General features: G+C 72.4%; 21 protein-coding genes. 12 read left to right on the plus strand and 9 right to left on the minus strand.

The genetic code is table 11. The annotated features are described in order from the left end of the window. Nucleotides 1-2: 2 nt before the first annotated feature. Both IE153_RS23425 and IE153_RS23430 read right to left on the minus strand, forming a co-directional pair. Nucleotides 3-1,295, minus strand: a complete 1,293-nt coding sequence (locus tag IE153_RS23425) for an MFS transporter (RefSeq protein ID WP_189591785.1) — start codon at nucleotides 1,293-1,295, stop codon at nucleotides 3-5. 82 nt (nucleotides 1,296-1,377) lie between these two features. Then, nucleotides 1,378-1,995, minus strand: coding sequence for a LysE/ArgO family amino acid transporter (locus IE153_RS23430; RefSeq protein ID WP_189591786.1), 618 nt, complete (start codon nucleotides 1,993-1,995; stop codon nucleotides 1,378-1,380). Nucleotides 1,996-2,064: 69 nt separating this feature from the next. On the opposite strand from IE153_RS23430, the gene IE153_RS23435 reads away from it, so the two are divergent. Beyond that, on the plus strand, nucleotides 2,065-2,964 hold the full coding sequence (locus IE153_RS23435; RefSeq protein WP_189591993.1) for a LysR family transcriptional regulator ArgP: 900 nt from the start codon (nucleotides 2,065-2,067) through the stop codon (nucleotides 2,962-2,964). 4 nt (nucleotides 2,965-2,968) lie between these two features. Here the strand turns inward: IE153_RS23435 and IE153_RS23440 are convergent, their stop codons facing one another. Further along, nucleotides 2,969-3,676: a TetR/AcrR family transcriptional regulator gene (locus IE153_RS23440; RefSeq protein WP_189591787.1), complete on the minus strand. Its 708-nt coding sequence runs from the start codon at nucleotides 3,674-3,676 to the stop codon at nucleotides 2,969-2,971. A 103-nt stretch (nucleotides 3,677-3,779) separates the two neighbouring features. Between IE153_RS23440 and IE153_RS23445 the strand changes: the two genes are divergently transcribed. From IE153_RS23445 to IE153_RS23455, 3 genes are all read left to right on the plus strand, one after another. Further along, nucleotides 3,780-4,997: a saccharopine dehydrogenase family protein gene (locus IE153_RS23445; protein ID WP_189591788.1), complete on the plus strand. Its 1,218-nt coding sequence runs from the start codon at nucleotides 3,780-3,782 to the stop codon at nucleotides 4,995-4,997. 103 nt (nucleotides 4,998-5,100) lie between these two features. Beyond that, entirely contained in the window at nucleotides 5,101-5,355 is a 255-nt protein-coding gene (locus IE153_RS23450) for a WhiB family transcriptional regulator (RefSeq protein ID WP_030844076.1), read from the plus strand. Nucleotides 5,356-5,472: 117 nt separating this feature from the next. After that, a complete protein-coding gene (locus IE153_RS23455; RefSeq protein ID WP_189591789.1) occupies nucleotides 5,473-5,823 on the plus strand; it encodes a DUF488 domain-containing protein in 351 nt (116 codons plus the stop codon). Nucleotides 5,824-5,841: 18 nt separating this feature from the next. Here the strand turns inward: IE153_RS23455 and IE153_RS23460 are convergent, their stop codons facing one another. Both IE153_RS23460 and IE153_RS23465 read right to left on the minus strand, forming a co-directional pair. Further along, the gene (locus tag IE153_RS23460; RefSeq protein ID WP_189591790.1) at nucleotides 5,842-7,515 is read right to left on the minus strand and encodes an FAD-binding dehydrogenase; all 1,674 of its coding nucleotides are present in this window, start codon (nucleotides 7,513-7,515) and stop codon (nucleotides 5,842-5,844) included. 17 nt (nucleotides 7,516-7,532) lie between these two features. Next, entirely contained in the window at nucleotides 7,533-8,171 is a 639-nt protein-coding gene (locus tag IE153_RS23465; protein WP_189591791.1) for a TetR/AcrR family transcriptional regulator, read from the minus strand. Between the two features lie 103 nt (nucleotides 8,172-8,274). On the opposite strand from IE153_RS23465, the gene IE153_RS23470 reads away from it, so the two are divergent. The 3 genes from IE153_RS23470 (at nucleotide 8,275) to IE153_RS23480 (ending at nucleotide 11,038) form a co-directional block, all read left to right on the plus strand. Beyond that, a complete protein-coding gene (locus IE153_RS23470; protein ID WP_189591792.1) occupies nucleotides 8,275-8,898 on the plus strand; it encodes an alpha-ketoglutarate-dependent dioxygenase AlkB in 624 nt (207 codons plus the stop codon). Between the two features lie 119 nt (nucleotides 8,899-9,017). Next, entirely contained in the window at nucleotides 9,018-9,764 is a 747-nt protein-coding gene (locus IE153_RS23475; protein ID WP_189591793.1) for an MBL fold metallo-hydrolase, read from the plus strand. A 41-nt stretch (nucleotides 9,765-9,805) separates the two neighbouring features. Beyond that, on the plus strand, nucleotides 9,806-11,038 hold the full coding sequence (locus IE153_RS23480) for a DUF4032 domain-containing protein (RefSeq protein WP_189591794.1): 1,233 nt from the start codon (nucleotides 9,806-9,808) through the stop codon (nucleotides 11,036-11,038). 13 nt (nucleotides 11,039-11,051) lie between these two features. Here IE153_RS23480 and IE153_RS23485 read toward each other — a convergent pair whose 3' ends face one another. After that, nucleotides 11,052-11,933, minus strand: coding sequence for a universal stress protein (locus IE153_RS23485; protein ID WP_189591795.1), 882 nt, complete (start codon nucleotides 11,931-11,933; stop codon nucleotides 11,052-11,054). Nucleotides 11,934-11,997: 64 nt separating this feature from the next. Between IE153_RS23485 and IE153_RS23490 the strand changes: the two genes are divergently transcribed. The 5 genes from IE153_RS23490 (at nucleotide 11,998) to IE153_RS23510 (ending at nucleotide 18,978) form a co-directional block, all read left to right on the plus strand. Beyond that, a complete protein-coding gene (locus IE153_RS23490) occupies nucleotides 11,998-12,351 on the plus strand; it encodes a VOC family protein (protein ID WP_189591796.1) in 354 nt (117 codons plus the stop codon). Between the two features lie 106 nt (nucleotides 12,352-12,457). Next, nucleotides 12,458-14,134 carry an FAD-dependent oxidoreductase gene (locus IE153_RS23495; protein WP_189591797.1) on the plus strand — a complete coding sequence of 559 codons (1,677 nt, stop codon included), beginning with the start codon at nucleotides 12,458-12,460 and terminating at the stop codon, nucleotides 14,132-14,134. After that, complete coding sequence (locus IE153_RS23500; protein WP_189591798.1) at nucleotides 14,131-15,576, plus strand: ATP-binding protein; 1,446 nt, start codon at nucleotides 14,131-14,133, stop codon at nucleotides 15,574-15,576. The genes IE153_RS23495 and IE153_RS23500 overlap by 4 nt, the downstream gene beginning before the upstream one ends. Then, nucleotides 15,573-15,926: a UBP-type zinc finger domain-containing protein gene (locus tag IE153_RS23505; protein WP_189591799.1), complete on the plus strand. Its 354-nt coding sequence runs from the start codon at nucleotides 15,573-15,575 to the stop codon at nucleotides 15,924-15,926. Before IE153_RS23500 ends, IE153_RS23505 begins: the two co-directional genes overlap by 4 nt. A 76-nt stretch (nucleotides 15,927-16,002) precedes the next feature. Continuing rightward, entirely contained in the window at nucleotides 16,003-18,978 is a 2,976-nt protein-coding gene (locus IE153_RS23510; RefSeq protein WP_189591800.1) for a helix-turn-helix transcriptional regulator, read from the plus strand. Here IE153_RS23510 and IE153_RS23515 read toward each other — a convergent pair. The 3 genes from IE153_RS23515 to IE153_RS23525 form a co-directional block, all read right to left on the minus strand. Next, on the minus strand, nucleotides 18,950-20,218 hold the full coding sequence (locus tag IE153_RS23515) for an SGNH/GDSL hydrolase family protein (protein ID WP_189591801.1): 1,269 nt from the start codon (nucleotides 20,216-20,218) through the stop codon (nucleotides 18,950-18,952). The genes IE153_RS23510 and IE153_RS23515 overlap by 29 nt on opposite strands. A 123-nt stretch (nucleotides 20,219-20,341) precedes the next feature. Beyond that, nucleotides 20,342-22,174 (minus strand): alpha-galactosidase D, encoded by a 1,833-nt coding sequence (locus IE153_RS23520; protein WP_189591802.1) that lies wholly within the window; start codon nucleotides 22,172-22,174, stop codon nucleotides 20,342-20,344. 23 nt (nucleotides 22,175-22,197) lie between these two features. Further along, entirely contained in the window at nucleotides 22,198-23,385 is a 1,188-nt protein-coding gene (locus tag IE153_RS23525) for an ROK family transcriptional regulator (protein ID WP_189591803.1), read from the minus strand. Between the last annotated feature and the right edge of the window lie 84 nt (nucleotides 23,386-23,469).

A 23,469-nucleotide genomic window follows, 5' to 3' on the forward strand; every position in this document is an offset into this window, starting at 1 on the left:
CGTCAGACGCGGTAGCGCCGCAGCGCCGGTACGGCGGCGGCCAGCACCAGCATCACCGCCACGACCAGGAAACCACCGCCTGCGACGGCGGTGCGGGGGCCGAAGGCGGACCCCGCGGTGCCGTGCAGCACGTCCGCGAGTCGGGGGCCGCCCGCCACGACGACGGTGAACACACCCTGCATCCGCCCGCGCATCTCGTCGGTGGCGGCGGACAGCAGGATCGCCCCGCGGAAGACCATGGAAACCATGTCGGCCACCCCGGCCAGGGCGAGGAACGCCACCGCGACCCAAAGATGGCGGCTCAGCCCGAAGCCCGCGATGGCCGCACCCCAGGCGACCACCGCCCCGATCACCATCCAGCCGTGCCGCCGGGCCCGGGAGAAGGTGCCGGAGAACACCCCGCCCAGCACGGCGCCGATGGGGATCGCCGCGAACAGCAGACCCAGCGCGAGGCCCTCGCCGTACGGGGCGTAGGTCTGGGAGGCGAGCTGCGGGAACAGGGCGCGGGGCATGCCGAGGACCATGGCGATGATGTCGGCGAGGAACGACAGCAGCAGCACCGTGTGCCCGGAGATGTAGCGAAAACCGGCGGCGATCTCCTTCACGCCCGCGCGCCGCACCGCCGTGCCGGCCAGGGGCGGCAGCGACGGCAGCCGGTACACGGCCCACACCGTCACGCACAGGGCCAGGGCGTCGATGAGGTACAGCTCGGGCAGCCCGATGACGGGGATGAGGGCGCCGGCGAGCAGAGGGCCCGCCACCTGCCCGGTCTGCATCACGGTCGAGCCGAGGGCGCCCGCGGCGGGCAGTTCGTCCTGGGGGACCAGCCGGGCTATCGAGGCGGTGCGGGCCGGCGCGTTCAGGCCCCAGAAGGCCTGCTGCACGGCGAGCAGCAGCATGAGCGCACCCACCGACTCCAGGCCCGCGAAGGCCTGGAGCCAGAACAGCAGCGAGGTGACGGCGATGCCGCTGTTGGTGATCAGCAGCAGCCTGCGACGGTCCATGGTGTCGGCGATCGCCCCGCCCCACAGCGCGAACACGATCAGGGGCACGAGCCCCGCCAGGCTCGCGGCGCCGACCCACGCCGAGGAGCCGGTGATGTCGTAGATCTGCTTGGGGACCGCGACGGCGGTGAGCTGGCTGCCGACGGCCGTGACGATCGTCGAGCCCCACAACCGCCGATAGGCGGGGCGGCGCAGGGGGCGGGTGTCCATGGCCCAGCGCCGCCAGCCGCGCCGCCGGGGCGCCTGCGGATCGGGTTCCCGCTCTTCGGTCGTGCTCTCGCTCGTGTCCACGCGCCGCTTCCTCGATGCTCGCTACATCTTTCAGGCGGGGATCACTATCGCACCAGCCGGTCCGGCCACCGCGGCCGAGGTGTCAGCTTCCGACGATGAGCACGGCGCCGAGCACGATCATCGTGGCGGCGACCAGGCCGTCCAGGACGCGCCAGGCGGCCGGCTTGGCGAGGAAACGGCCGAGCATCCGGGCGCCGAACCCGAGGGCGGTGAACCAGCACAGGCTGGCCAGTACCGCGCCCAGGCCGAAGGTCCAGCGCAGCTCGCCGTGGTCGGCCGCGACGGAGCCCAGCAGGAAGACGGTGTCGAGGTAGACGTGCGGGTTGAGCCAGGTCATCGCCAGGCAGGTAAGCACGGCCCGGCGCACCGATCCGGCCGCCTCCCCCTCCGTGCGCAGCGCGTCACCGCCGGGCCGCAGCACCCGGCGGGCGGCCAGCGCTCCGTAGACCAGCAGGAACGCGCCGCCGACCCAGCCGACCACCGTCAGGGCCGCCGGCCACTTCACCACCACCGCGCCGACCCCGCCGACGCCGAGCGCGATCAGCGCCGCGTCCGACAGGGCGCAGATGGCGACCACGGCGAGGACGGCCTGGCGGCGGATCCCCTGGCGCAGGACGAAGGCGTTCTGGGCGCCGATGGCGACGATGAGGGACAGTCCGGTGCCGAAACCGGCGGCGCCGGCGGTGAAGGTGCTGGTCATGGCGTCGACGCTACGGACGCGCCCCATCCGGGTCCAGCTAAAGATTCTTACGTATCATTAGCACGCGTGATGATGACCGATCTCCCGCTGGACCAAGTGCGGACCCTGCTCGCCGTCGTGGACGAGGGGACGTTCGACGCGGCGGCGGCCACGCTGCATGTGACGCCGTCGGCGATCAGCCAGCGGGTGAAGGCGCTGGAGCAGCGCACGGGCCGGGTCCTGCTGCTGCGGACCAAGCCGGTGCGGCCGACCGAGTCGGGTGAGGTGCTGGTCCGGTTGGCCCGCCAGGTGGCACGGCTGGAGCACGACGCCTACGCGGAGCTGGGGCTGGCCGACAGCGGGGAGCCGGTCCGGGTGTCGGTCGCGGTGAACGCGGACTCGCTGGCCACCTGGTTCCTGCCCGTGCTCTCGCGCGTGCCGCAGGAGCCGCGGCTCTGCTTCGAATTGCGCCGCGAGGACGAGGACCACACGGCGGCCCTGCTGCGGGAGGGCGTGGTGATGGCCGCGGTGACCTCGTCGCCCGACCCGGTGCCGGGCTGCTCCGTGCGGTCGCTCGGGCGGATGCGGTACCTGCCGGTGGCCACGCCCGGCTTCGCCGCGCACCACCTCGGCGGGCCACTGGCGCAGGTGCTCACGGAAGTGCCCGTGGTGGTGTTCGACCGGCGTGACGACTTCCAGGACGGCTTCGTCCGCCGGCTCACCCGGGGGCGGAGCGGCGCGAGCGCGCTGCGGCACTACGTGCCGACCTCGGAGGGGTTCGTCGAGGCCGTCGCCGCCGGGCTGGGGTGGGGCCTGGTGCCGAAGCCCCAGGCGGATCCGCTGCTGCGCGACGGCCGGCTCGTCGGTATCGCCCCGGGCCGCGCGGTCGACGTGCCGCTGTACTGGCAGCAGTGGAAGCTCGACTCGCCGGCGCTGGCGCAGGTGGCGGACACGGTGACGGCGACGGCGGCCGGGACACTGCGGGCCTGACGACTCAGCCGCGGATGCCCTCCAGCCGGGCCGCCGCGCTGTCCAGCAGCATCTCCAGAGCCGTCGGGTAGGCGCTGGTGAGCATCCGGGTGGCGAGCAGGGGGGCCGCCTCGGCGATGCGGGGATGGGTGGTGGCGGGCAGATGGGCGTACGTCGAACGCCACATGTCCTCGTCGGCGTGCAGCGAGTCGCTGGGCAGGGCCAGCGAGGCGGCGTCCAGCGCGGCGAAGGCCAGGGTCTGGTCGATGAAGGCGTGGTAGATGCGCACGGTGTCGGGCAGGGGGAAACCGGCCCTGCGCAGGACGTCCAGGACGGCCTCGTCCGCGGCCAGCTCGTGGGCCCGTCCCGTGACGCGGTTGGTGGTGAGCAGGGCGGCCTGCGGATGGGCGAGGTACGCGGCGTGGATGCGCAGCCCGAAGGACCGCAGGTCCGCCCGCCACTCCCCCGTGGACCGCCAGCCCTGAAGGGCCTGGCCGATGAGCGCGTCGCCGATGGCGAGGGTCAGGTCGTCCATGCCGCGGAAGTACCGGTAGAGCGTGCTCGGGTCGGCGTCCAGGGCGAGGCCCAGCCGGCGGGCGGTGAGTCCGGCGCTGCCGTGTTCGCGCAGCATGCGCAACGCGGTCTCGACGATCAGCTCCTCGGACAGCACGGTGCCGCTCTTGGTGGGCCGGCGCCGGCGGCGTTTCTCCTCGGGCACCACGGGCTTGGGCACGACGTCTCCCTCCTTATGCCAACGCCATTGACCTTATGACACGGGGCGGCGTTTCATCTCTGCAAGGACGCGTCACGTTCTTCGCAAATAGGGAGTTTCTGTCATGCGTGTACTGCTCGTGGGTGCCGGTGGTGTGGGCGGGGCGATCACCCGGATCGCGGCCCGGCGGCCGTTCTTCGAGGCGATGGTGGTGGCGGACTACGACCCGGGCCGGGCCGAGGCGGCGGTCGCGGCCCTGAACGGCGACGCGCGGTTCACCGCGGAGCAGGTGGACGCGGGCGACGAGGCGGCGGTCGAACGCCTGCTCCGGTGGCATCACTGCGACGTCCTGCTCAACGCCACCGACCCCCGCTTCGTGATGCCCCTGTTCCGCGCGGCCCGCGCCGCGGGCGCCACCTATCTCGACATGGCGATGTCGCTGTCCCGCCCACACGCCGAGCGCCCCTACGAGGAGTGCGGGGTCAAGCTCGGCGACGAGCAGTTCACGCAGGCCGCCGACTGGGAGAAGGAGGGGCTGCTGGCCCTCGTCGGCATGGGCGTGGAGCCGGGCCTGTCGGACGTCTTCGCGCGGTACGCCGCCGACGAACTCTTCGACGAGATCGAGGAGATCGGCATCCGCGACGGGGCGAACCTGACCGTGGACGGCTACGACTTCGCGCCCTCGTTCAGCATCTGGACCACCATCGAGGAGTGTCTCAACCCGCCGGTCGTCTACGAGACGGGCAAGGGCTGGTTCACCACGGAGCCGTTCAGCGAGCCCGAGGTCTTCGACTTCCCCGAGGGCATCGGCCCGGTCGAGTGCGTGAACGTGGAACACGAGGAGGTGCTGCTCGTTCCGCGCTGGGTCGACGCGCGCCGGGTGACCTTCAAGTACGGCCTGGGCCGGGAGTTCGTCGAGACGCTGAAGACGCTGCATCTGCTGGGCCTGGACCGCACCGACCCGGTGGCCGTGCCCGGGCCGGACGGACCGGTGAAGGTATCGCCGCGGGACGTGGTCGCCGCGTGCCTTCCCGACCCGGCCACCCTCGGCGAGCGGATGCACGGCAAGACGTGTGCGGGCACCTGGGTGCGGGGCGTGAAGGACGGCGAGCCGCGTGAGGTGTACCTGTACCACGTGGTCGACAACCAGTGGTCGATGGCGGAGTACGGCTCCCAGGCGGTGGTGTGGCAGACGGCGATCAACCCCGTCGTCGCGCTCGAACTCCTCGCCACGGGCGCCTGGTCCGGTGCGGGGGTGCTCGGCCCGGAGGCCTTCCCGGCCCGGCCGTTCCTGGACCTGCTGACGGACTACGGCTCCCCCTGGGGCATGCGGGAGCAGTGAACGACTGTCTGGGAACGCCCTGTTTCAGCGCGCATCGACAGGTCACCCGAAAAGGAGTAAGCAGACGAGAGAGCACGTTTCTACTGCGATGCAGGTGACTTCGATGGACAACTGGCGAGACCACGCTGCCTGTCGGCACGAGGACCCCGAGCTCTTCTTCCCGATCGGCACCTCCGGCCCGGCTCTGTTGCAGACGGAGCAGGCCAAGGCGGTGTGCCGACGGCGCTGCCCTGTGCAGGAGCAGTGTCTGCAATGGGCCCTGGACACGGGTCAGTCCATCGGCGTCTGGGGCGGGACGAGCGAGAACGAACGGCGTGCGCTGAAGCGCCGCACGGCCGCCCGCCGCCGCTCCGGCTGACATCGGCCCGCACCCCTGGGGATGCTCGCTGCTCCGCAGCCGTCCCCAGGGGTGCGGGCGTCCGGCCGGGGTTAGGCTCGCGGCACGTATCCGTTTCGCCGCGGAGAGGACCCGACCATGAGCGTGCGCGTGCGCCGCGTCTACGATCCCGCCGAGCCGGAGGACGGGGTGCGGGTGCTGGTCGACCGGCTGTGGCCGCGCGGGCTGGCGAAGGACGCGGCCCGGGTGGACGAGTGGCCGAAGGCGCTCACCCCGTCGACGGAGCTGCGCCGCTGGTACCACGCGGGCGAGGGCTCGTACGAGGAGTTCGCCGAGCGGTACGAGGCGGAGCTCGCCGCCGACGAGGCCGCCGAGGCGCTCGACAGCGTGCGTGATCTGGTCCGCGAGGGCGACGTGACCCTGCTGACCGCGTCGAAGACGCCGGAGCAGAGCCACGCCACCGTGCTGGTCCGCCTCCTCGAAGACTGAGCAGGGCGCCCGCGTCCGTCAGGCGGTCTGCTTCGCCGCCGCCCGGCCCGCCGCCCGGCCCGAGAAGAGACAGCCGCCGAGGAAAGTGCCCTCCAGGGCGTTGTAGCCGTGGACGCCGCCGCCGCCGAAGCCGGCGACCTCGCCGGCCGCGTACAGCCCCTCGACCGGCTTGCCGTCGGTCCCGAGGGCGCGGGAGTCCAGGTCGGTCTGGATGCCGCCGAGGGTCTTGCGGGTGAGGACGTGCAGCTTGACGCCGATCAGCGGGCCGGCCGCCGGGTCGAGGATGCGGTGCGGGGTGGCGACCCGGCCGAGGCGGTCGCCGATGTAGCGGCGGGCGTTGCGGATGCCCTGCACCTGGGCGTCCTTGGCGTAGGGGTTGGCGATCTGCAGGTCGCGGGCCTCGATCTGGCGCTTGATCCCGGCCGCGTCGAGGAGCGGCTTGTCGGTGAGTTCGTTCATCTTCCCGACGAGCTGTTCGACGGTGGACGCGGTCACGAAGTCGGCGCCCTTGCGCAGGAACGCGTCGACCGGTCCGGGCGCGCCCTTGCCGAGGATGCGTTCCTTGAGGAATCCGGCGCGGTCCTTGGCGGTGATGTCGGGGTTCTGCTCGGAGCCCGACAGGGCGAACTCCTTTTCAATGATCTTCTGCGTGAGGATGAACCAGGAGTGGTCGTATCCGGCGATGTCCTCGGTGGTGCGCAGGTGCTTCAGGGTGCCGAGGGTGTCGTAGCCGGGCAGGAAGGGCCCGGGCAGGCGGCGGCCGAGGGCGTCGAACCACATCGAGGACGGTCCGGGCAGGATGCGGATGCCGTGGCCGGGCCAGATCGGGTCCCAGTTCTGCAGGCCCTCGGTGTAGTGCCACATGCGGTCGCGGTTGACCAGCCGGACGCCCGCCTCGGCACTGATGTCGAGCATCCGCCCGTCGACGTAGGCGGGAACGCCGGTGACCATCTCGCGCGGCGGGGTGCCGAGGCGCTCGGGCCAGTAGCGGCGGACGATGTCGTGGTCGGCGCCGATGCCGCCGCTGGTGACGATGACGGCCTGGGCGGTGAGTTCGAACTCGCCGATCGCGTCGCGGCTGGAGGCGACGCCCCGGGGTGAGGGGTCCTCGGCCAGGACCGTGCCGCGCACGCCCCGGGCGGTGCCGTCCTCGACGACGAGCGCGTCGACGCGGTGACGGTGGTGGAAGGTGAGCAGCCCGTCGCGGGCGGCCTGCTTGGCATAGTGGACGAACGGTTCGACGACTCCGGTGCCGGTGCCCCAGGCGACGTGGAAGCGGGGCACGCTGTTGCCGTGTCCGTGCGCGGTGAGGTCGCCCCGCTCGGCCCAGCCGACGGTGGGCAGGAACGTGATGTGGTGCCCGTCGAGCCAGGAGCGCTTCTCCCCCGCGGCGAACTCGACGTAGGCACGGGCCCAGCGCACGGCCCAGGAGTCCTCGTCCTCGAGCCGGTCGAAGCCCGCGCTGCCCCGCCAGTCGCTCCAGGCGAGGTCGAAGGAGTCCTTGATGCCCAGGCGGCGCTGCTCGGGTGAGTCGACGAGGAACAGCCCGCCGAAGGACCAGAAGGCCTGGCCGCCGAGGTTGCTCGCGTTCTCCTGGTCGACGAGAGCGACCCGCCGGCCCCTGCTGGTCAGTTCGTGCGCCGCGACCAGGCCGGCGAGGCCCGCTCCGACGACGATGACATCGGCATCCATGGCGACCGTTCCCTTCTTCAGTTCTTCGTGTGATCGAGGGTGCCGCTGCCATCGGTCAGCAGGGCCGTGAGCAGTTGCTTCAGCCAGGCGCGGGCGTGGTCCAGGTCCCGGTCCAGCAGCAGTTGCGTGGTGACGCCGTCGTACGCGGCGACCACGGCGTGGGCGGCGCCGTCCGTGTCCCCCAGTACGGCGGGCAGCGCGGTGTGGCCGCGGGCCCGGCCCAGCCGCTCGGCGATGGCCTGCCGCAGCCGTGCGCGGTGTTCGAGCAGGCTGCGCGCCACCTCCGGGTCGCGGGCGGCGTGCACGAGGAAGTCCGTCTTCACCAGGAGCCAGTCGCGGTCGAGGAGCAGCACGTCGGTGACGCGGTCCACGGCGGCGGGCACGTCGAGGTCGGGCCCGTCGAGGGCGAGGGCGCCGGAGACCTGCTCGGCGATCAGGTCGGCCCGCTCGCGGTAGAGGGCGAAGAAGAGCTCGTCGAGGCTGGAGAAGTTGGAGTAGAAGGCGCCCCTGCTGTAGCCCGCGGCCTCGCAGACCTCCTCGATCGAGACGTGCCCGAAACCCTTGGCCGCGAACACGGAGAACGCCGCGTCCAGGAGGTTGGCGCGGGTGTGGACACGACGCCTGGTCACGCGCCCGGTCCTTCCATCGACAGCCATGCCCGACCCTCCTTTCGATACAGGACTGTATTGGATACACCGATGTATCGAAAGAGCGAACCGTTCATGGAACATATTTTCGATTAAGGGGTACGCTGACTGCATGCACCTCCAGGGCTCCCTCTTCGACCAGGCCGACGAGCTCCGCCTCGGCTCTCTCGACGGGATCAGCCGTACCCACCTCGGCTTCGGCGCCTGGCTGGACACGCTGCCCGGGTGGCTCGGCGGCTCGGACGAACTGTTCGAACGACTGGCCGCCGAGGTCCCGTGGCGGGCGGAACGGCGCAAGATGTACGACAGCGTCGTCGACGTCCCCCGCCTGCTCGCGTTCTACGGCGTGGACGACCGGCTGCCGCACCCGGTGCTGGCCGAGGCACGGGACGCGTTGAGCGCCCACTACGGCGAGGAGCTGGGCGAGCCGTTCACCACCGCCGGGCTGTGCTACTACCGCGACGGCCGGGACAGCGTCGCCTGGCACGGCGACCGGATCGGACGCGGGGCGCGCGAGGACACGATGGTCGCGATCCTGTCGGTCGGAGCACCCCGTGATCTACTGCTCCGCCCGCTGCGCGGGGGCCGGGACACCGTGCGCCGCCCACTGGGCCACGGGGACCTCGTCGTGATGGGCGGCTCCTGCCAGCGCACCTGGGAGCACTCGATCCCGAAGAGCGCCCGGGCGACGGAACCGCGCATCAGCATCCAGTTCCGTCCGCACGGCGTGCGCTGAGCACGTGAACGCCCCTGCCGCATGGCTCCGTTGCGGCGGACCCGGCGATTCCGTCCGCAGCGGGATCTGCTTGTCTTCTCCCGTCGGGCCGGTACCGGGACCACACGAGGCGGGCGATCATGCGGGCGGACGTACAGCAAGTCGCGGACGGCACCTACCTGGTGCACGGCTCGAACACCAACTGGGTGATCCTCACGGAGGGGGACGCCGTCACACTGGTCGACACCGGCTACCCCGGTGACCGGGAGCAGGTCCTCGCCTCGCTCGCGCAGGTGGGCAGCTCCCCGGAGGCGGTCGCCGCCGTGCTGATCACGCACGCGCACAACGACCACCTGGGCAGCGCGGAGTACCTGCGCGCCACGTACGGCACGCCCGTCTACCTGCACGAGGCCGAAGTGCCGCACGCGCGCCGGGAGTTCCTGCACCAGGTGTCCGTCGGGACGGTACTGGGGAACGGCTGGCGGCCGGGGGTGCTGCCGTGGGCGGTGCACGCGCTGCGTTCGGGCGGCACGACCCCCGTCCCGGTGACGGCTCCGCGGGCGTTCCCGACGGCGGGCGCGATGGACCTGCCCGGACGGCCGGTGCCGGTGCACACCCCGGGTCACACCGACGGGCACTGCGCCTACCACCTGCCCGGCACCGGAGTGCTGATCTCCGGGGACGCCCTGGTCAGCGGACACCCCACCTCGCGGGTCGAGGGACCGCAGCTGCTGCCGGACATGTTCCACCACGAGCGGCCCCGCGCCCTGGCCTCCCTGGACGTCCTGGCGGAGCTGGAGGGCGAGCTGCTGCTCCCCGGACACGGGCCGCTGCACCGCGGGCCGGTGCGCGACGCCGCTCGGCGGGCCCGGGAACGCGCCCTTTAGAGTGATGCCACGATCGGCGGCGAGACAAGGACACCGGGCGCATGGCACTGCAGATCAACGCGACCAACCCCGAACACCCCGCGCTCTTGCTGGAACTGCCGTGGCACCTTCCCCTGGAGGACTGGCCCGAGGAGTACCTCGTCCCGCTGCCCCGCGGCATCTCCCGGCACGTGGTGCGCTACTCCCGCGCCGGTGACGAGGTGATCGCCGTCAAGGAGCTGGCCGAGCGGCCCGCGCTGCGCGAGTACGAGCTGTTGCGCGACCTCGACCGGATCGGCATCCCCGCGGTGGACCCGCTGGCCGTGGTCACCGGCCGCACCGACGACAGCGGCGCCCCGCTGGAGAGCGTCCTGGTCACCCGGCACCTGGGTGGCTCGATGCCGTACCGCTCGATGTTCGAGACGACCATGCGCCCCGCCACCATGCACCGGCTGATGGACGCGCTCGCCGTGCTCCTGGTGCGCCTGCACCTGGCCGGGTTCGCCTGGGGCGACTGCTCGCTGTCCAACACCCTCTTCCGGCGCGACGCGGGCGCCTACGCCGCGTATCTCGTGGACGCCGAGACCGGTGACCTGCACCCGCAGCTCAGCACCGGGCAGCGGGAGTACGACCTCGATCTCGCCCGCGTGAACATCAGCGGGGAGCTGCTGGACCTGGAGGCGTCCGGGGCGCTGCACCCGTCCGTGGACCCGATCGAGTTCGGCATGGAGATCTGCGCCCGCTACCGCGGCCTGTGGGACGAGCTGACCCGGGCCTCCGTCTACCCGGCCGGCAAGTACCACTACATAGAACGCCGGATCCGCCGCCTGAACGACCTCGGTTTCGACGTCGCCGAGATGCAGATCGAGCACGCCTCGAACGGCGACACGGTCAGCTTCGTGCCCAAGGTCGTCGACGCGGGCCACCACCAGCGCCAGCTTCTGCGCCTGACCGGTCTCGACACCGAGGAGAACCAGGCCCGGCGGCTGCTGAACGACCTGGAGAGCTGGATGGCGACCCAGGACGACTACGCGCCCGGCGACCCCCTCGGAGCCCGCCCCGAGGTGCTGGCCCACCGCTGGGTGCGGGAGGTGTTCCGGCCGACCGTGCGGGCCGTGCCGGTCGCACTGCGCGGTGCGATGGACCCGGCGGAGATCTACCACCAGCTCCTCGAACACCGCTGGTACATGTCCGAGCACGCCCAGCACGACATCGGCATCGAGACCGCGGTCGAGGACTACATCGCGAACATCCTGCCCAAGGCGAGCAGGACGCTGCAGCCGACGGCGGAGTGAGGGGCCGGAGCCCTCACGCGTGGGGCACCACCGCCACCGGGCAGTCCGCGTGGTGCAGCATTCCGTGGGCCACCGAGCCGATGCGGGCCCCGGCGGCCGTGCGGTGGGCCCGGCGGCCGACCACCATCAGCTGGGCCGTCCCGGCCACCGACAGCAGCACCTGGCTCGCGCTGCCCATCTCCACGTGCTCCTCGACCGGCACGTCGGGGAAGCGTTCCCGCCACGGCCGGACCGCGGCGGCCAGGCTCTTCCTCTCGTATGGTTCCAGTCCCCCGGCCTCGTCGAGGAGCTTCAGCGAGCCCGGGCTGTAGGCGAAGACGGGCGGCAGGTTCCAGGCGCGTACGACCCGCACGGTCGCCCCGCGCGCGGCGGCCGTCTCGAAGGCGAAGCGCAGTGCGTCGGCGCTGTCCTCCGGGTCGCCCTGCTGGCCCACGACGACCTCCCGCCCGGCGGCCTCGGACGAGGGCTGGTCGCCGGCCCGGACGAGCACCACGGGCCGGGTGGTCGCGGCGATCACCTGCTGGCCGACCGAGCCGAGCAGGAACCCGACGATGCGGCCGTGCCCGCGCGAGCCGAGGACCAGCATCTCGGCGTCCGCCGCGGCGGCGACCAGGGTGTCGGCCACCGGGCCCTCGACGACGTCGGTGGTCACCGCGAGGTCGGGATGCCGTTCGGTGACGGTCCCGACGGCCTCGGTCACCGCGCCGTGCACCCACTCGGCCTGGCTGTCCGCGTCCCCGGCGATCCCCGCCTCGATCACCTCCTGGGAGTGGACCCGCCAGGCGTGCACCACCCGGAGCGCCAAGCCGCGCCGCACCGCCTCTCGCGCCGCCCACGCCAGGGCGGCGAGGCTCTCCTGCGATCCGTCGACCCCTGCGGTGATCGGGCGTGTCATCCGGCTGTCTCCCCTCGTCGAAAATCACTGCGTGCTCATGATCAGTCTTCACTACACTGCGCGCATGTCACTCGAGTGGGAACAGGTAATGGTGGACTCGGCCGATCCCGAGACGCTCGGGCGCTGGTGGGCCGAGGCTCTGGGCTGGGTGGTGGTGAACGACGAACCCGACGAGTTCGAGATCCGGCCCACCCCGGACCGGACGCCGGGACTGCTCTTCACTTCGGTGCCCGAGCGTAAGAAGATCAAGAACCGTCTCCACCTCGATTTCCGGCCCGACGACCAGAAGGCCGAGGTGGCGCGGCTGCTGGCGCTCGGCGCCCGGCACGCCGACATCGGGCAGGGCGAACAGCCGTGGGTGACGCTCGCCGACCCGGAGGGCAACGAGTTCTGCGTGCTGGGGGCCTTCCACAGCTGATCCCCGTATCCGGGCGCTGCGCGGCGATCGAACATACGATGGGCGGAGGTCGGCGCGGTGCTCCGGGGCGCCGTGCCGTGAGTCGACCGCCCGGCGTGGGGGACGTATGGCACAGGCCGCCGATACGGCGCGGACCGTCATCATGACCGTGGACGACGACCCGGGTGTCTCCCGGGCCGTGGCCCGGGACCTGAGGCGGCGGTACGGCGCGTCGTACCGGATCGTGCGGGCGGAGTCCGGCGCGTCCGCGCTGGACGCGCTGCGCGAGCTGAAGCTGCGCGGCGATCTCGTGGCGGTGATCCTGGCCGACTACCGGATGCCGCAGATGAACGGCATCGAGTTCCTCGAACAGGCCCTGGACGTCTACCCGGGCGCCCGGCGCGTGCTGCTGACCGCGTACGCGGACACCAACGCCGCGATCGACGCGATCAACGTCGTCGACCTCGACCACTACCTCCTCAAACCGTGGGACCCGCCCGAGGAGAAGCTGTACCCGGTCCTCGACGACCTGCTCCAGGCGTGGAAGACCAGTGACTTCCGGCCCGTGCCCAGTACCAAGGTCGTGGGGCACCGGTGGTCGTCGCGCTCCTCGGACGTGCGGGAGTTCCTGGCCCGCAACCAGGTGCCGTACCGCTGGTACTCCGCCGACGAGCCCGAGGGGCGGCGGCTGCTGGCCGCGGCCGGCGAGGACGGGATGCGACTGCCGGTGGTGATCACGCCGGACGGATCACCGCTGGTCGAGCCGGAGGCCGTGGACCTCGCCGCCCGGGTCGGTCTGGCGACGACCCCGACGGCCGACTTCTACGACCTGGTCGTCATCGGCGGCGGCCCGGCCGGGCTCGGCGCGGCGGTCTACGGCGCCTCCGAAGGGCTGCGGACCGTGCTGGTGGAGCGGTCGGCGACCGGCGGGCAGGCGGGGCAGAGCTCGCGCATCGAGAACTACCTGGGCTTCCCCGACGGCGTGTCGGGGGCGCAGCTCACCGACCGGGCGCGGCGGCAGGCGTCGAAGTTCGGCGCCGAGATCCTCACCGCCCGCGAGGTGACGGCCCTGGAGGTCAACGGCGCCGCGCGGATCGTGCGGTTCTCCGACGGCTCGGCGGTCGCCGCGCACAGCGTGATCCTGGCGACCGGCGTGTCCTACCGGCAGCTGGCGGCGCCCGGCTGCGAGGACCTGACCGGCTGCGGCCTGTACTACGGGTCCGCCCTGACGGAGGCCCCGTCCTGCCAGGACCAGGACGTGTACATCGTCGGAGGCGCCAACTCCGCCGGGCAGGCGGCCATGTACCTGTCCCGGGGCGCCAAGTCGGTGACCCTGCTGGTGCGCGGCGAGTCGCTGTCGGCGTCGATGTCGCACTACCTGATCCAGCAGATCGAGGAGTCCCCCAACATCCAGGTCCGGTCCCGCACGGTCGTGGAGGCCGCGCACGGCGACGGCCACCTGGAGCGGCTGACCCTGCGGGACGCGGACAGCGGACAGACCGAACAGGTCGACGCGCAGTGGGTGTTCGTGTTCATCGGCGCGGCCCCGCTGACCGGCTGGCTGGACGGCACGGTGCTGCGGGACGAGCGCGGGTTCATCCTCGCCGGGCCCGACCTGAGCGCGGACGGCCGCCCGCCGGAGGGCTGGGAGCTGGACCGGCCGCCGTACCACCTCGAGACCAACGTGCCCGGCGTGTTCGTGGCGGGCGACGCCCGCTCCGAGTCCGCCAAGCGGGTCGCGTCCGCCGTCGGAGAGGGAGCCATGGCCGTGATGCTCGTCCACCGGTACCTGGAGCAGTCATGAGCGGGCAGTCGGTGCCGTGCAACCCGCAGGAGATCGGCGCGCTGTTCCTGTTCGAGAAGCTCACGCCCGAGCAGCTCGGCAGGCTGTGCAGCGAGGGGCGGGTGGAGCGCTTCGAGCCCGGGCCGGTGTACACGGAGGGCGAGCCCGCCACCTGCTTCTACGTGATGCTCGAAGGTTCGGTGGTGCTGTACCGCCGGGTCGGCGGGGACGACGTGGAGGTGACCCGGACCTCCCAGCGGGGGGTGTACGCGGGATCCATGCAGGCGTACCTGGGCGACCGTGTGCGGCAGGTCTACAACAACTCCATGCGCGTCACGGAGCCGACGCGGTTCTTCGTGCTGCCCGCCGACACCTTCGCGGGCATCATGCAGGAGTGGTTCCCGATGGCCGTGCATCTGCTGGAGGGGCTGTTCTTCGGTTCGAAGAGCACCCAGCGGGCGATCGGGCAGCGCGAACGTCTGCTGGCGCTGGGCTCGTTGTCCGCCGGCCTGACGCACGAGCTCAACAATCCGGCCGCGGCGGCCGTCCGGGCGACCGCGACCCTGCGGGAGCGGGTCGGCAAGATGCGCCACAAGCTGGCGATCATCGCGCAGGGTTCCTACTCCCCCGAGGTCATGGCCAACCTCATCGACATCCAGGAGCGCACGGCCGAACGGGTCGCGAAGGCACCGGGCTTGAGTCCGCTGGAGGCGTCCGACCGCGAGGACGCCGTGACCGACTGGCTGGACGACCAGGGCATCCCGGAGGGCTGGCGGATCGCGCCCACGTTCGTGCAGGCCGGTCTCGACGTGGACTGGCTGGAGCAGATCGCGGCGGCGGTGGACGAGGACATCCTGCCCAGCGCGATCGGGTGGCTCAACTACACCGTCGAGACCGAGCTGCTGATGGACGAGATCAACGACTCGACCACCCGCATCTCGCACCTCGTCGACGCGGCGAAGCAGTACTCGCAGCTCGACCGGGCGCCCTTCCAGAACGCCGACGTGCACGAACTCCTCGACTCCACCCTGCTGATGCTGTCGGGCAAGATCGGCAAGCAGATCAAGGTCGTCAAGGACTACGACCGAACGCTGCCGAAAATCCCCGCCTACCCCGCCGAACTCAACCAGGTGTGGACGAACCTCATCGACAACGCGGTCGCGGCGATGAACAGCGCGGGCGGGGAGGGGACGTTGACCGTGCGGACGGCCCCCGACCACGACCGGCTGCTGGTGGAGTTCCGTGACACGGGCGTCGGAATCCCGGCGGAGGACCGGGGGCGGATCTTCGACCCCTTCTTCACCACCAAGCCGGTGGGTGAGGGGACCGGGCTCGGACTCGACATCTCCTGGCGGATCGTGGTCAACAAGCACCACGGGAGCATCCAGGTGGAGTCGGAGCCGGGGGACACGCGTTTCCAAGTACTGCTTCCGCTGACGGCGGTCGAGGAGGAGTCTGCATGAGTGGCGAGAACGGCATCGACCCGAGCGTGCCGCCGAGCGGCAGCGGGTGCGCGGAGTGTGATGCGGCCGGGGGGTGGTGGTTCCACCTGCGGCGGTGTGCGCAGTGCGGGCACGTGGGATGTTGTGACAGTTCACCGGCGAAGCACGCGACGGGGCATTTCCGGGAGACCGGGCATCCCCTGGTGCAGAGCTTCGAGCCGGGTGAGGACTGGTACTGGGACTATGCGACGAACGAGTTGTACGAGGGCGGGCCGGAGCTGGCCGCGCCGGTGAGTCATCCGGCCGATCAGCCCGCGCCGGGGCCGGCGGGACGGGTGCCGGCGGACTGGGCGAAGGTGTTGCGGGCCTAGGAGCTCGAGGCTGTCCCGCCGATGCGTGGCAGCAGGTGGTAGGTGGTCGGGCGCGGCCACGCGGCGGAGCCGCACAATGTCACTGTCCCGCGCCCCCAGGAGAGTTGGTCGAGTGCCCCGGATTTCATTCATCACGCCGGTCGTAGGACGGGAAGCCGAACTCGATCGGCTCTCGGGCCTGCTGAAACGCGCACGGGCCGGCGAGGCGCGGGCCGTGCTTCTCGCCGGAGACGCCGGCGTCGGCAAGACGCGGTTGCTGGACGAGATCTCCGGGCGCGCCCGGGACGACGGGATGACCGTGGTCACCGGGCACTGCGTGGATCTCGGCGACGTCGGGCTGCCCTATCTGCCGTTCACCGAGATTCTCGGGGTGCTTGCCGCCGACGAGCGGTTCGCCGGCGCTCTCGCCGCCCATCCCGTGGTCGAGCGGCTGCTGGGGGCCGGGTCCGACTCCGTGCGGGACGTGGACGGGCGGTTGCGGCTCTTCGAGGGGATGGCGGGGCTGCTGGCCGAGGTCGCCGAGGTCGCGCCGCTGCTGCTCGTCCTGGAGGACCTGCACTGGGCGGATCAGTCGTCGCGGGACCTGCTGCGGTTCCTCCTCGGCCGGGGCGTGCTGCGGCACCGGCTGGCGGTCTTCGCCTCGTACCGGGCCGACGACCTGCACCGCCGGCATCCGCTGCGGCCGCTGCTCGCGGAGCTGATACGGCTGCCCCCGGTCGAGCGGCTGGAGCTGCGGCCGCTGGCCGATGCCGACGTGGACCGGCTGGTGCGGGCCCTGGAGCCCGGGCCGCTGCCCGACGCCACGGTGCGCCGGATCGTGGAACGGGCCGAGGGGAACGCCTTCTACGCGGAGGAGTTGCTCGCCGCGACCGACACGCAGTCGGGCGGGGTGCCCAGCGGGCTCGCCGATGTGCTGCTGATCCGTTTCGAGCAGCTGTCCGAGACCGCGCAGCAGGTGCTGCGGACCGCCGCCGTCGCCGGACGCCGGGTGGAACACGACCTGCTGCGGGAGGCGGTGGGGCTGCCGGAGGCGGAGCTGGAGTCGGCGCTGCGGGAGTCGGTCGGGCGGCAGTTGCTCGTCGCCGGGGACGACGACACCTACTCCTTCCGGCACGCCCTCGCCCGTGAGGCCGTCTACGCCGATCTGCTGCCCGGGGAGCGGGCGCGTCTGCACGGCGCGTTCGCACGGCTGCTCGCCGGGCGCGGGCACCTCGCCGAGAGTGCCGCCGAGCGCGCCCACCACTACCGGGAGAGCCACGACCTCGCCGAGGCGCTGGCCGCGTCCCTGGAGGCCGCCGATCACGCCCAGCGGGTCGGGGCGCCGGCCGAGGAGCAGCGGCACCTCGAAACGGCCCTGGACCTGTGGGCGGCGGTGGACCCCGCGAGTCGGCCGTCGGGCGGGGGCGTCGACCGGGTCACGCTGACGCTGCGGGCCTCGGCGGCCGCCGCGCACGCCGGTCGGCTGCACCGCGCGGTCGCCCTCACCCGGTCCGCGCTGGCCGAGCTCGGCCAGGACGCCGACTCCGAACTCGCCGCGCGGGTCCGCTACACCCTCGCGGGGAACCTGCTGAGCGTGGACAGCCAGACGGCCGCGTTCGCCTACAGCAGCGAGGCCCTGGCGATGATCCCGGAGGAACCTCCGTCGCGCACGTGGGTGTGGGCGGCGGCCACGCATGTCCTGGCCGCACGCCACGTCGGGGAGAACGAGACCGCGCTGCGGGTCGCCCGCCGGGCCCTGGCCGTGGCGGAACACCTGGGGGTGACCGACGCCCGGGCGGACCTGCTGATCTCACTGGCCGTTTTCGACGGGGCGGGGCGGCGCGGCCCGGAGGGCCGCGAGCGGCTGGTCAAGGCCCGTGACCTGGCCCGGAGTTCGGGCAACGCACCCGTGGAGCTGCGGGCCCTGTTCAACCTGGCGATGGGCTGCTACGAGTCCGGTGCCCTGTCGGAGTGCGTGCCCTGGCTGACCGAGGGCCTGGACCGGGCCCGGCAGGCCGGGCTGCTGTCCTCGACGTACCCGCTGGAGATGCGGTACCTGCGGCTGCTGGTGCTGCATGTGCTGGGCCGTTGGGACGAGTGCCTGCGCGCGGCGGCGGCCGATGACCCCGAGGTGCCGCAGACGGCCGGCGGCTACACGGTCGGTCCCGCACTGTACGTGGCGCTGGCGCGTGGCGATCTGGGAGCCGCCGACCGGGCACGTGCGCTGCTGGAGGGCCCCTTCGACTGGATGGCCACCCTGGTGGCGGGCATCGTGCTCACCGACGCCGCGGCACTGCGTGGCGATCCCGAGGACGCGGTGCGGTGGATGCGGTCCACGGTCACGGCCCTGGCCGACGAGGCGGTCCCCCGCCCGGGCGTGACGGTCCGGCTCGCCGCCTTGGCGCTGTCCGCGGTGGCCGACGCGGCCACCGGGCTGCGGCTGACCGGTGACGAGGCGGGGGCCCGCCGGTGGAGCGACACCGCGACCGAACTGGTGGAACAGGCGCGGGCCGTCGCCACGCACGGCGAGGACGGCACACCCCAGGGGCCGGAGGGGCAGGCCTGGCTGGCCCGGGCGGAGGCGGAGTGGATCCGGGCCACCGAGGGGCCGGACGCGGCGGCCTGGTCGGAGGCGGTGACGGCGTTCGGCTACGGCGATGTCTACGAGCTGGCGCGCTGCCGTGTGCGGTACGCCGAGGCTCTGGTGGCGGCGGGGCGTCGCGAGGAGGCGGCCGCCGAGGCCCGGGCGGTCCGTGAGACCGCCGACGACCTCGGCGCCACGCCGCTGCGGGAGCAGGTGGACGCGCTGGTGCGGCGCGGCCGGCTGTCCGACGCCTCGGGCGACGACGACCGGGCCGGCACGCTCACGGCGCGCGAGCATGACGTGCTGCGGCTGCTCGCCCTCGGCCGCAGCAACCGGCAGATCGGCGAGGAGCTGTTCATCAGCGGCAAGACCGCGAGCGTTCACGTCTCCAACATCCTCGCCAAGCTGGGCGCGTCGAGCCGCGGCGAGGCCGTGGCGATCGCCTACCGCGAGGGCCTGATCACCCCGGAGCCCTCGGCGTCCGGCTGACGGCCCGGCCGGTCCCGCAGTCGAGGCTCCGCGGATCGACGGCGTCGGCCATCGCCTGCATGCCCTTGTCGTTGGGGTGCAGATGGTCGCCGCCGTCGAAGGCGGGGAGCATCCGCTCGGGGTCGTAGGGGCTGCGCAGGACCCGGTCGAAGTCGGTGACCCCGTCGAACTCCCCGCTGTCGCGGATGAAGGCGTTGACCCGCTGCCGTACCGCCTCCCCCGCGGGGTCCCACTCCTGCCAGCCCTTGTAGGGAGCGATCGTGGCGCCGACGACGCACTTCCCGGCCGCGTGCGCCCGGTCGATCAGCCTGCGGTACCCGGCGATCAGCCCGCCGCTCGTGGCGCCGGGCTCGGCCTTGATGTCGTTGACGCCCTGGAAGAGGAAGACCGTGCGCACACCCGGAAGGGACAGCGCGTCCCGCTGCATGCGGTTCAGGGCGCTCTCGCCGGGGCCGTCGAGGAGGACCTTGTTCCCGGCGATGCCCGCGTTGGCCACGCCCTTGACCTCGGTGCCGGAGGTGCCGAGCCGGCGGGCGAGGTAGTCGGGCCAGCGGCGGTTCCGGTCGATCGTGGAATGCCAGCCGTCGGTGATGGAGTCGCCGAGGGCGGCCACGGCACCCGTCCCCTTGCGGGGGCGCACGGTGACGGCGTCGAGGTAGGACCAGGAGCCGTCCCGCTGCTTCCAGTTCGCCGCAGCCTCCTCCGCGGTGTGGTCGCCGTCGGTGGTGTAGGACGTCTGCATCGCCATCCAGTGCCCGGTGAGCGTGCCGCCTGCCCGGGGGACGTACAGGCTGACGGCGAGGGTGCGCCCGGCGGGGACGTGGCCGGGCAGCGGGTCACTGTAGACGATGCCGCCGGCGGGAACGGTGACGGAGCGGGCGCCGTCGAAGGTCAGGCGTCTGTTGCTGCCGGGGACGAGGGCGGCGCCGTCCCGTTGCAGGCCCGCGTGGACGTTGTCGAAGGTCACCGGCTCGTCGCCGAAGGCGTTGGTCAGCCGCACCCTGAGACCGGTGCCGCCGACGCTGGTGTGCACCATCAGCCGGTAGCCGCGGCCGTCGGTGGCCTCGCCGATGTGACCGGCGGAGGAGGCCCAGGTGACCACGCCGTGCCCGGCTGCCGCCGGGGCGCTGGACGGCGGGTTCGGCCGGTCGCCCTGCGGCGCCGTGCCGGTCCCGCAGCCCACTGCCACGCAGCAGGAGAGGGCGGCCAGGGCGGCACGGGGACGTGTGGTGCGGGACATGCGGCGGGCGCTCCTTCGGCCGGTCGGTCGGTGCGGGCGGGGTCGTCCCGGCGTACGCCACCGTAGTGGTGCGGCCGGCGGCGCCGTGCAGGCGGCCCTCGACGGGCGTGCCGTCCGTGCCGGTCAGGGCGACTTCGGGACGTCGATCCGGTCGATGTCCGGGGCGTAGCCCCGACCGCTGTCGAAGGTGATCGTGTTGGTGCCGGTCTTCAGGGTCACCGGGAGGCCGACCGTCTCGACGGTGCTCCAGTCGCCCGTGGAGGGGAACGTGTGGGAGGTGGCGGGGCCGCCGTTCGCGGAGACCTCGACCGGGCGGGCATCGCCGCTCACGTAGGCGACCTGGACCTGGTAGGTGCCGGGACGGTCGACTACGACCTTCTCGAAGGTGAGCTTGCCGCCGAGGTAGAGGTTGCCGACCTTTCCGTCGCCCGAGCAGGCCGGGCAGTCGGCGGTGGTGGCGTTGCCGGAGAGGGTGTTGTCGGCGGACTCGGCCTCGTGGCCGGTCGTGGTGAGGGCGCCGCCGCGCGGGGTGACGGTGAAGAGGCGGGAGCCATGGGCGGGCAGGGACTCGGTGATCCGGCTCTTGTGGGTGCCGAGGTTCCGGTGGTTCCACAGGTCGCGGACCGCTGCCTTGCCGGTGAAGCCGAGGGAGGCCCAGTGGGCGGTGACGGCCGCGGGCCGGTCGGCGAGGTTGAACAGGGCGACGGTGTAACCGCCGTCAGGGTTCTTCGCGGCCCACACCTGCTGCGGGTCGGACGGGGTGACGGGGCGTGCGGGCGGGGTGGCGCCCTGGTTGACGACGATGACCTCGCGGTTGGTCAGCAGGGACAGTCCGTAGGAGTCGAGGCGGGTCAGGTCGTCGCCGGTGTAGAGGGGCGACTTGGCGATGGCCCACAAAGTGGCGTAGCTCTGCCGCTCCGCCTGGGTGAGGCCGTCCATCTCGCCGTTGCCGACGTCGAGGGAGTCGAGGTCGTTCCAGCCGCCGGGGCCTGCGTGCCGGGTCCAGCCGGGGGTGTCGTCCCACCGGTCGTCGACGGAGTTCTCCCAGCTGACGAGGGTGTTGCAGTAGCACTCGACGTCGGTGTCGATGCGCCAGCCCTGGGAGTGCTTCCTCCAGTCTGCGGCGCGCCCGATGTCGAGGGACCAGGACAGCTCCAGGTGGACGGGGCGGCCGGTGGCGGCGATGGCCTTCTGCCAGGCGGCCACGTCGGCAACGTTGTCGTACTGGTCGCCGCTCTTGCCGGAGCCGGGCCCGACGCCGTCGAGTTTGAGGAAGTCGTAGCCCCAGTCGGCGAACATCCGCGCCTGGGAGTCGACGTACTTCTGCGCGCAGGGGCTGGAGAAGTCCAGCTTGTAGGCGCTGTCCCAGCCGTTGGTGGTGCGCAGGTCGTCGTGGACGATGTCGGCGGTGGTGCAGTCGTCCGTGTTCCGTATCGGCGACTTGCCGTCGTTGTACGCCTCCTTCTCCAGGCCGACGGGCAGGTAGATGCCGGCCTTGAGGCCCTTGGCGTGGATGTGGTCGGCGACGGCCTTCATGCCGCGCGGGAAGCGGACCGGGTCGGCCTGCTGCCGGGCGTAGTGGTCGAAGCCGGGCTTCCAGGCCTGGTCGCGCCACCAGCCGGCGTCGATGTTGACGTACGCGTAGCCGTACTTCTTCAGCTTGGCGGCCAGGGCGTCGGTCTGTTTCAGGACATTGGCCTCGGTGAGGTAGCTGTAGTCGCCGTCCGGGTTGAGGCCGGGGTACTTGGAGGACTGCATGCTCCAGCTGGACCAGCCCATGTAGGGCTTGGCGGCGAGGGTGGGCGTGGGCGCGGTGCTGTCGGCCCGGGCTTCGGGGGCCGCGGTGGTGTCGGCCCGTGTTTCGGGGGCCGCGGTGACGGCGCCCGCGGCGAGGGCCAGCACCACGAGGGCTCTCAGGGCGCGTGCGGGCAGGACGGAGTACGAGGGTGACCGCATGGGCCGTACCTCCCGGGGTCGGTTCAGCGGCCGGGCCGCTGCTCGTCGGCTCTGATGAAGGACTGGATCGCGGTGGCGGCGGCCCCGCGTGCCCACTGCTCGAAGGGCAGGGGGCGGGTCTGCACGTCACAGCGCGCGGCGGAGCCGAACGCGGCCGCCCCGAAGGCGTCGCGGATCTGCTCGGCGAACAGGTCGTGGGCGGCCAGGCCCTCGCCGGAGATGATCACGCGTTCGGGTCCGAGCAGGTTGGCGACGGTGGCGATGCCGCGGCCGATCGCCGCGCCCGCCCTCGCGTACACCTCCCGCGCTCCGGCGACGCCCCGGTGGGCCAGGGCCAGGGCGTCCCCGGTGTCCGCGACGGTCAGGCCCGTGGCCTCGCGGACCTGGCGGACGATCGCCGCGTCGCCCGCGATGGCCTCCACACAGCCCCGGTTGCCGCAGTGGCAGGGTGGTCCGGCCGGGTCGACGGTGACGTGCCCGATCTCCCCGGCGACGCCGTGGGCCCCGGCGACGACCCGGCCGTGCACGACGAGACCGCAGCCGATGCCGGCGCCGACGGTCACCACGGCGAAGTCGGAGAGCCCCACCCCGGCGCCGAACCACTGCTCGGCGACGGTCAGCGCCCGTACGTCGTTGTCGACGGTGACCGGCAACCCGGTGGTGGTGCAGGCGAGTTCGGCGAGCGGCACGTCACGCCACTCCAGGAAGGGCGAGTACCGCACCGTTCCGGCCCCGCGGTCCACGTCGCCGGAGACGGCGACGCCGAGGCCGAGCACTCCGGCGCCGAGGCCGTGCGCCTCGGTCATCAGGTCCTGCACCAGCGCGGCCAGCGCGGCGAGCACGGCCCGGGGATCCGGGGCGGACAGGGGCACGTGCCGGGAGATCCGCACCTGGCAGCACAGGTCGGTGAGAACGCCGATGATCTCGTCGCCGGTCACCTTGGCCCCGATGAACAGGGCCCGGCCGCCGTTCACCCGCAGGGGGTTGGCGGGCCGCCCGAGCGTCGGACGGGCCTCCGCGTCGGCGTCCTCCGTCAGGTATCCGGCCTCGATCAGCGGCCGTACCGCCTTGGTGACGGCGGCCGGCGACAGTCCGGCCCTGCGGGCGGCCTCCAGCCGGGTGAGGGGGCCGTGGGACAGGACGGTGGTGAAGACCTGTGAGGCGGCCGGGGTGTTCGCCGGGAACGTCTCGGCACGACGTGTCGAGTGCATGACCGGAACGTAGGAGGATTAATTTCCGCTGTCAATAAAAGAAGCGGGATCGCTCCGCGTGCCGACCGTCTTACTCTGATTCAT

This window comes from Streptomyces massasporeus (genome assembly GCF_014648995.1).
Classification (GTDB): Bacteria; Actinomycetota; Actinomycetes; order Streptomycetales; family Streptomycetaceae; genus Streptomyces; species Streptomyces massasporeus.

Excerpts from the sequence above, each read along its gene's own strand:
- IE153_RS23430 (WP_189591786.1), bottom strand. The coding sequence starts at position 1,995 with ATGACCAGCACCTTCACCGCCGGCGCCGCCGGTTTCGGCACCGGACTG.
- IE153_RS23435 (WP_189591993.1), top strand. The coding sequence starts at position 2,065 with ATGATGACCGATCTCCCGCTGGACCAAGTGCGGACCCTGCTCGCCGTC.
- IE153_RS23445 (WP_189591788.1), top strand. The coding sequence starts at position 3,780 with ATGCGTGTACTGCTCGTGGGTGCCGGTGGTGTGGGCGGGGCGATCACC.
- IE153_RS23450 (WP_030844076.1), top strand. The coding sequence starts at position 5,101 with ATGGACAACTGGCGAGACCACGCTGCCTGTCGGCACGAGGACCCCGAG.
- IE153_RS23455 (WP_189591789.1), top strand. The coding sequence starts at position 5,473 with ATGAGCGTGCGCGTGCGCCGCGTCTACGATCCCGCCGAGCCGGAGGAC.
- IE153_RS23460 (WP_189591790.1), bottom strand. The coding sequence starts at position 7,515 with ATGGATGCCGATGTCATCGTCGTCGGAGCGGGCCTCGCCGGCCTGGTC.
- IE153_RS23465 (WP_189591791.1), bottom strand. The coding sequence starts at position 8,171 with ATGGCTGTCGATGGAAGGACCGGGCGCGTGACCAGGCGTCGTGTCCAC.
- IE153_RS23470 (WP_189591792.1), top strand. The coding sequence starts at position 8,275 with ATGCACCTCCAGGGCTCCCTCTTCGACCAGGCCGACGAGCTCCGCCTC.
- IE153_RS23475 (WP_189591793.1), top strand. The coding sequence starts at position 9,018 with ATGCGGGCGGACGTACAGCAAGTCGCGGACGGCACCTACCTGGTGCAC.
- IE153_RS23480 (WP_189591794.1), top strand. The coding sequence starts at position 9,806 with ATGGCACTGCAGATCAACGCGACCAACCCCGAACACCCCGCGCTCTTG.
- IE153_RS23485 (WP_189591795.1), bottom strand. The coding sequence starts at position 11,933 with ATGACACGCCCGATCACCGCAGGGGTCGACGGATCGCAGGAGAGCCTC.
- IE153_RS23490 (WP_189591796.1), top strand. The coding sequence starts at position 11,998 with ATGTCACTCGAGTGGGAACAGGTAATGGTGGACTCGGCCGATCCCGAG.
- IE153_RS23495 (WP_189591797.1), top strand. The coding sequence starts at position 12,458 with ATGGCACAGGCCGCCGATACGGCGCGGACCGTCATCATGACCGTGGAC.
- IE153_RS23500 (WP_189591798.1), top strand. The coding sequence starts at position 14,131 with ATGAGCGGGCAGTCGGTGCCGTGCAACCCGCAGGAGATCGGCGCGCTG.
- IE153_RS23505 (WP_189591799.1), top strand. The coding sequence starts at position 15,573 with ATGAGTGGCGAGAACGGCATCGACCCGAGCGTGCCGCCGAGCGGCAGC.
- IE153_RS23510 (WP_189591800.1), top strand. The coding sequence starts at position 16,003 with ATGTCACTGTCCCGCGCCCCCAGGAGAGTTGGTCGAGTGCCCCGGATT.
- IE153_RS23515 (WP_189591801.1), bottom strand. The coding sequence starts at position 20,218 with ATGTCCCGCACCACACGTCCCCGTGCCGCCCTGGCCGCCCTCTCCTGC.
- IE153_RS23520 (WP_189591802.1), bottom strand. The coding sequence starts at position 22,174 with ATGCGGTCACCCTCGTACTCCGTCCTGCCCGCACGCGCCCTGAGAGCC.
- IE153_RS23525 (WP_189591803.1), bottom strand. The coding sequence starts at position 23,385 with ATGCACTCGACACGTCGTGCCGAGACGTTCCCGGCGAACACCCCGGCC.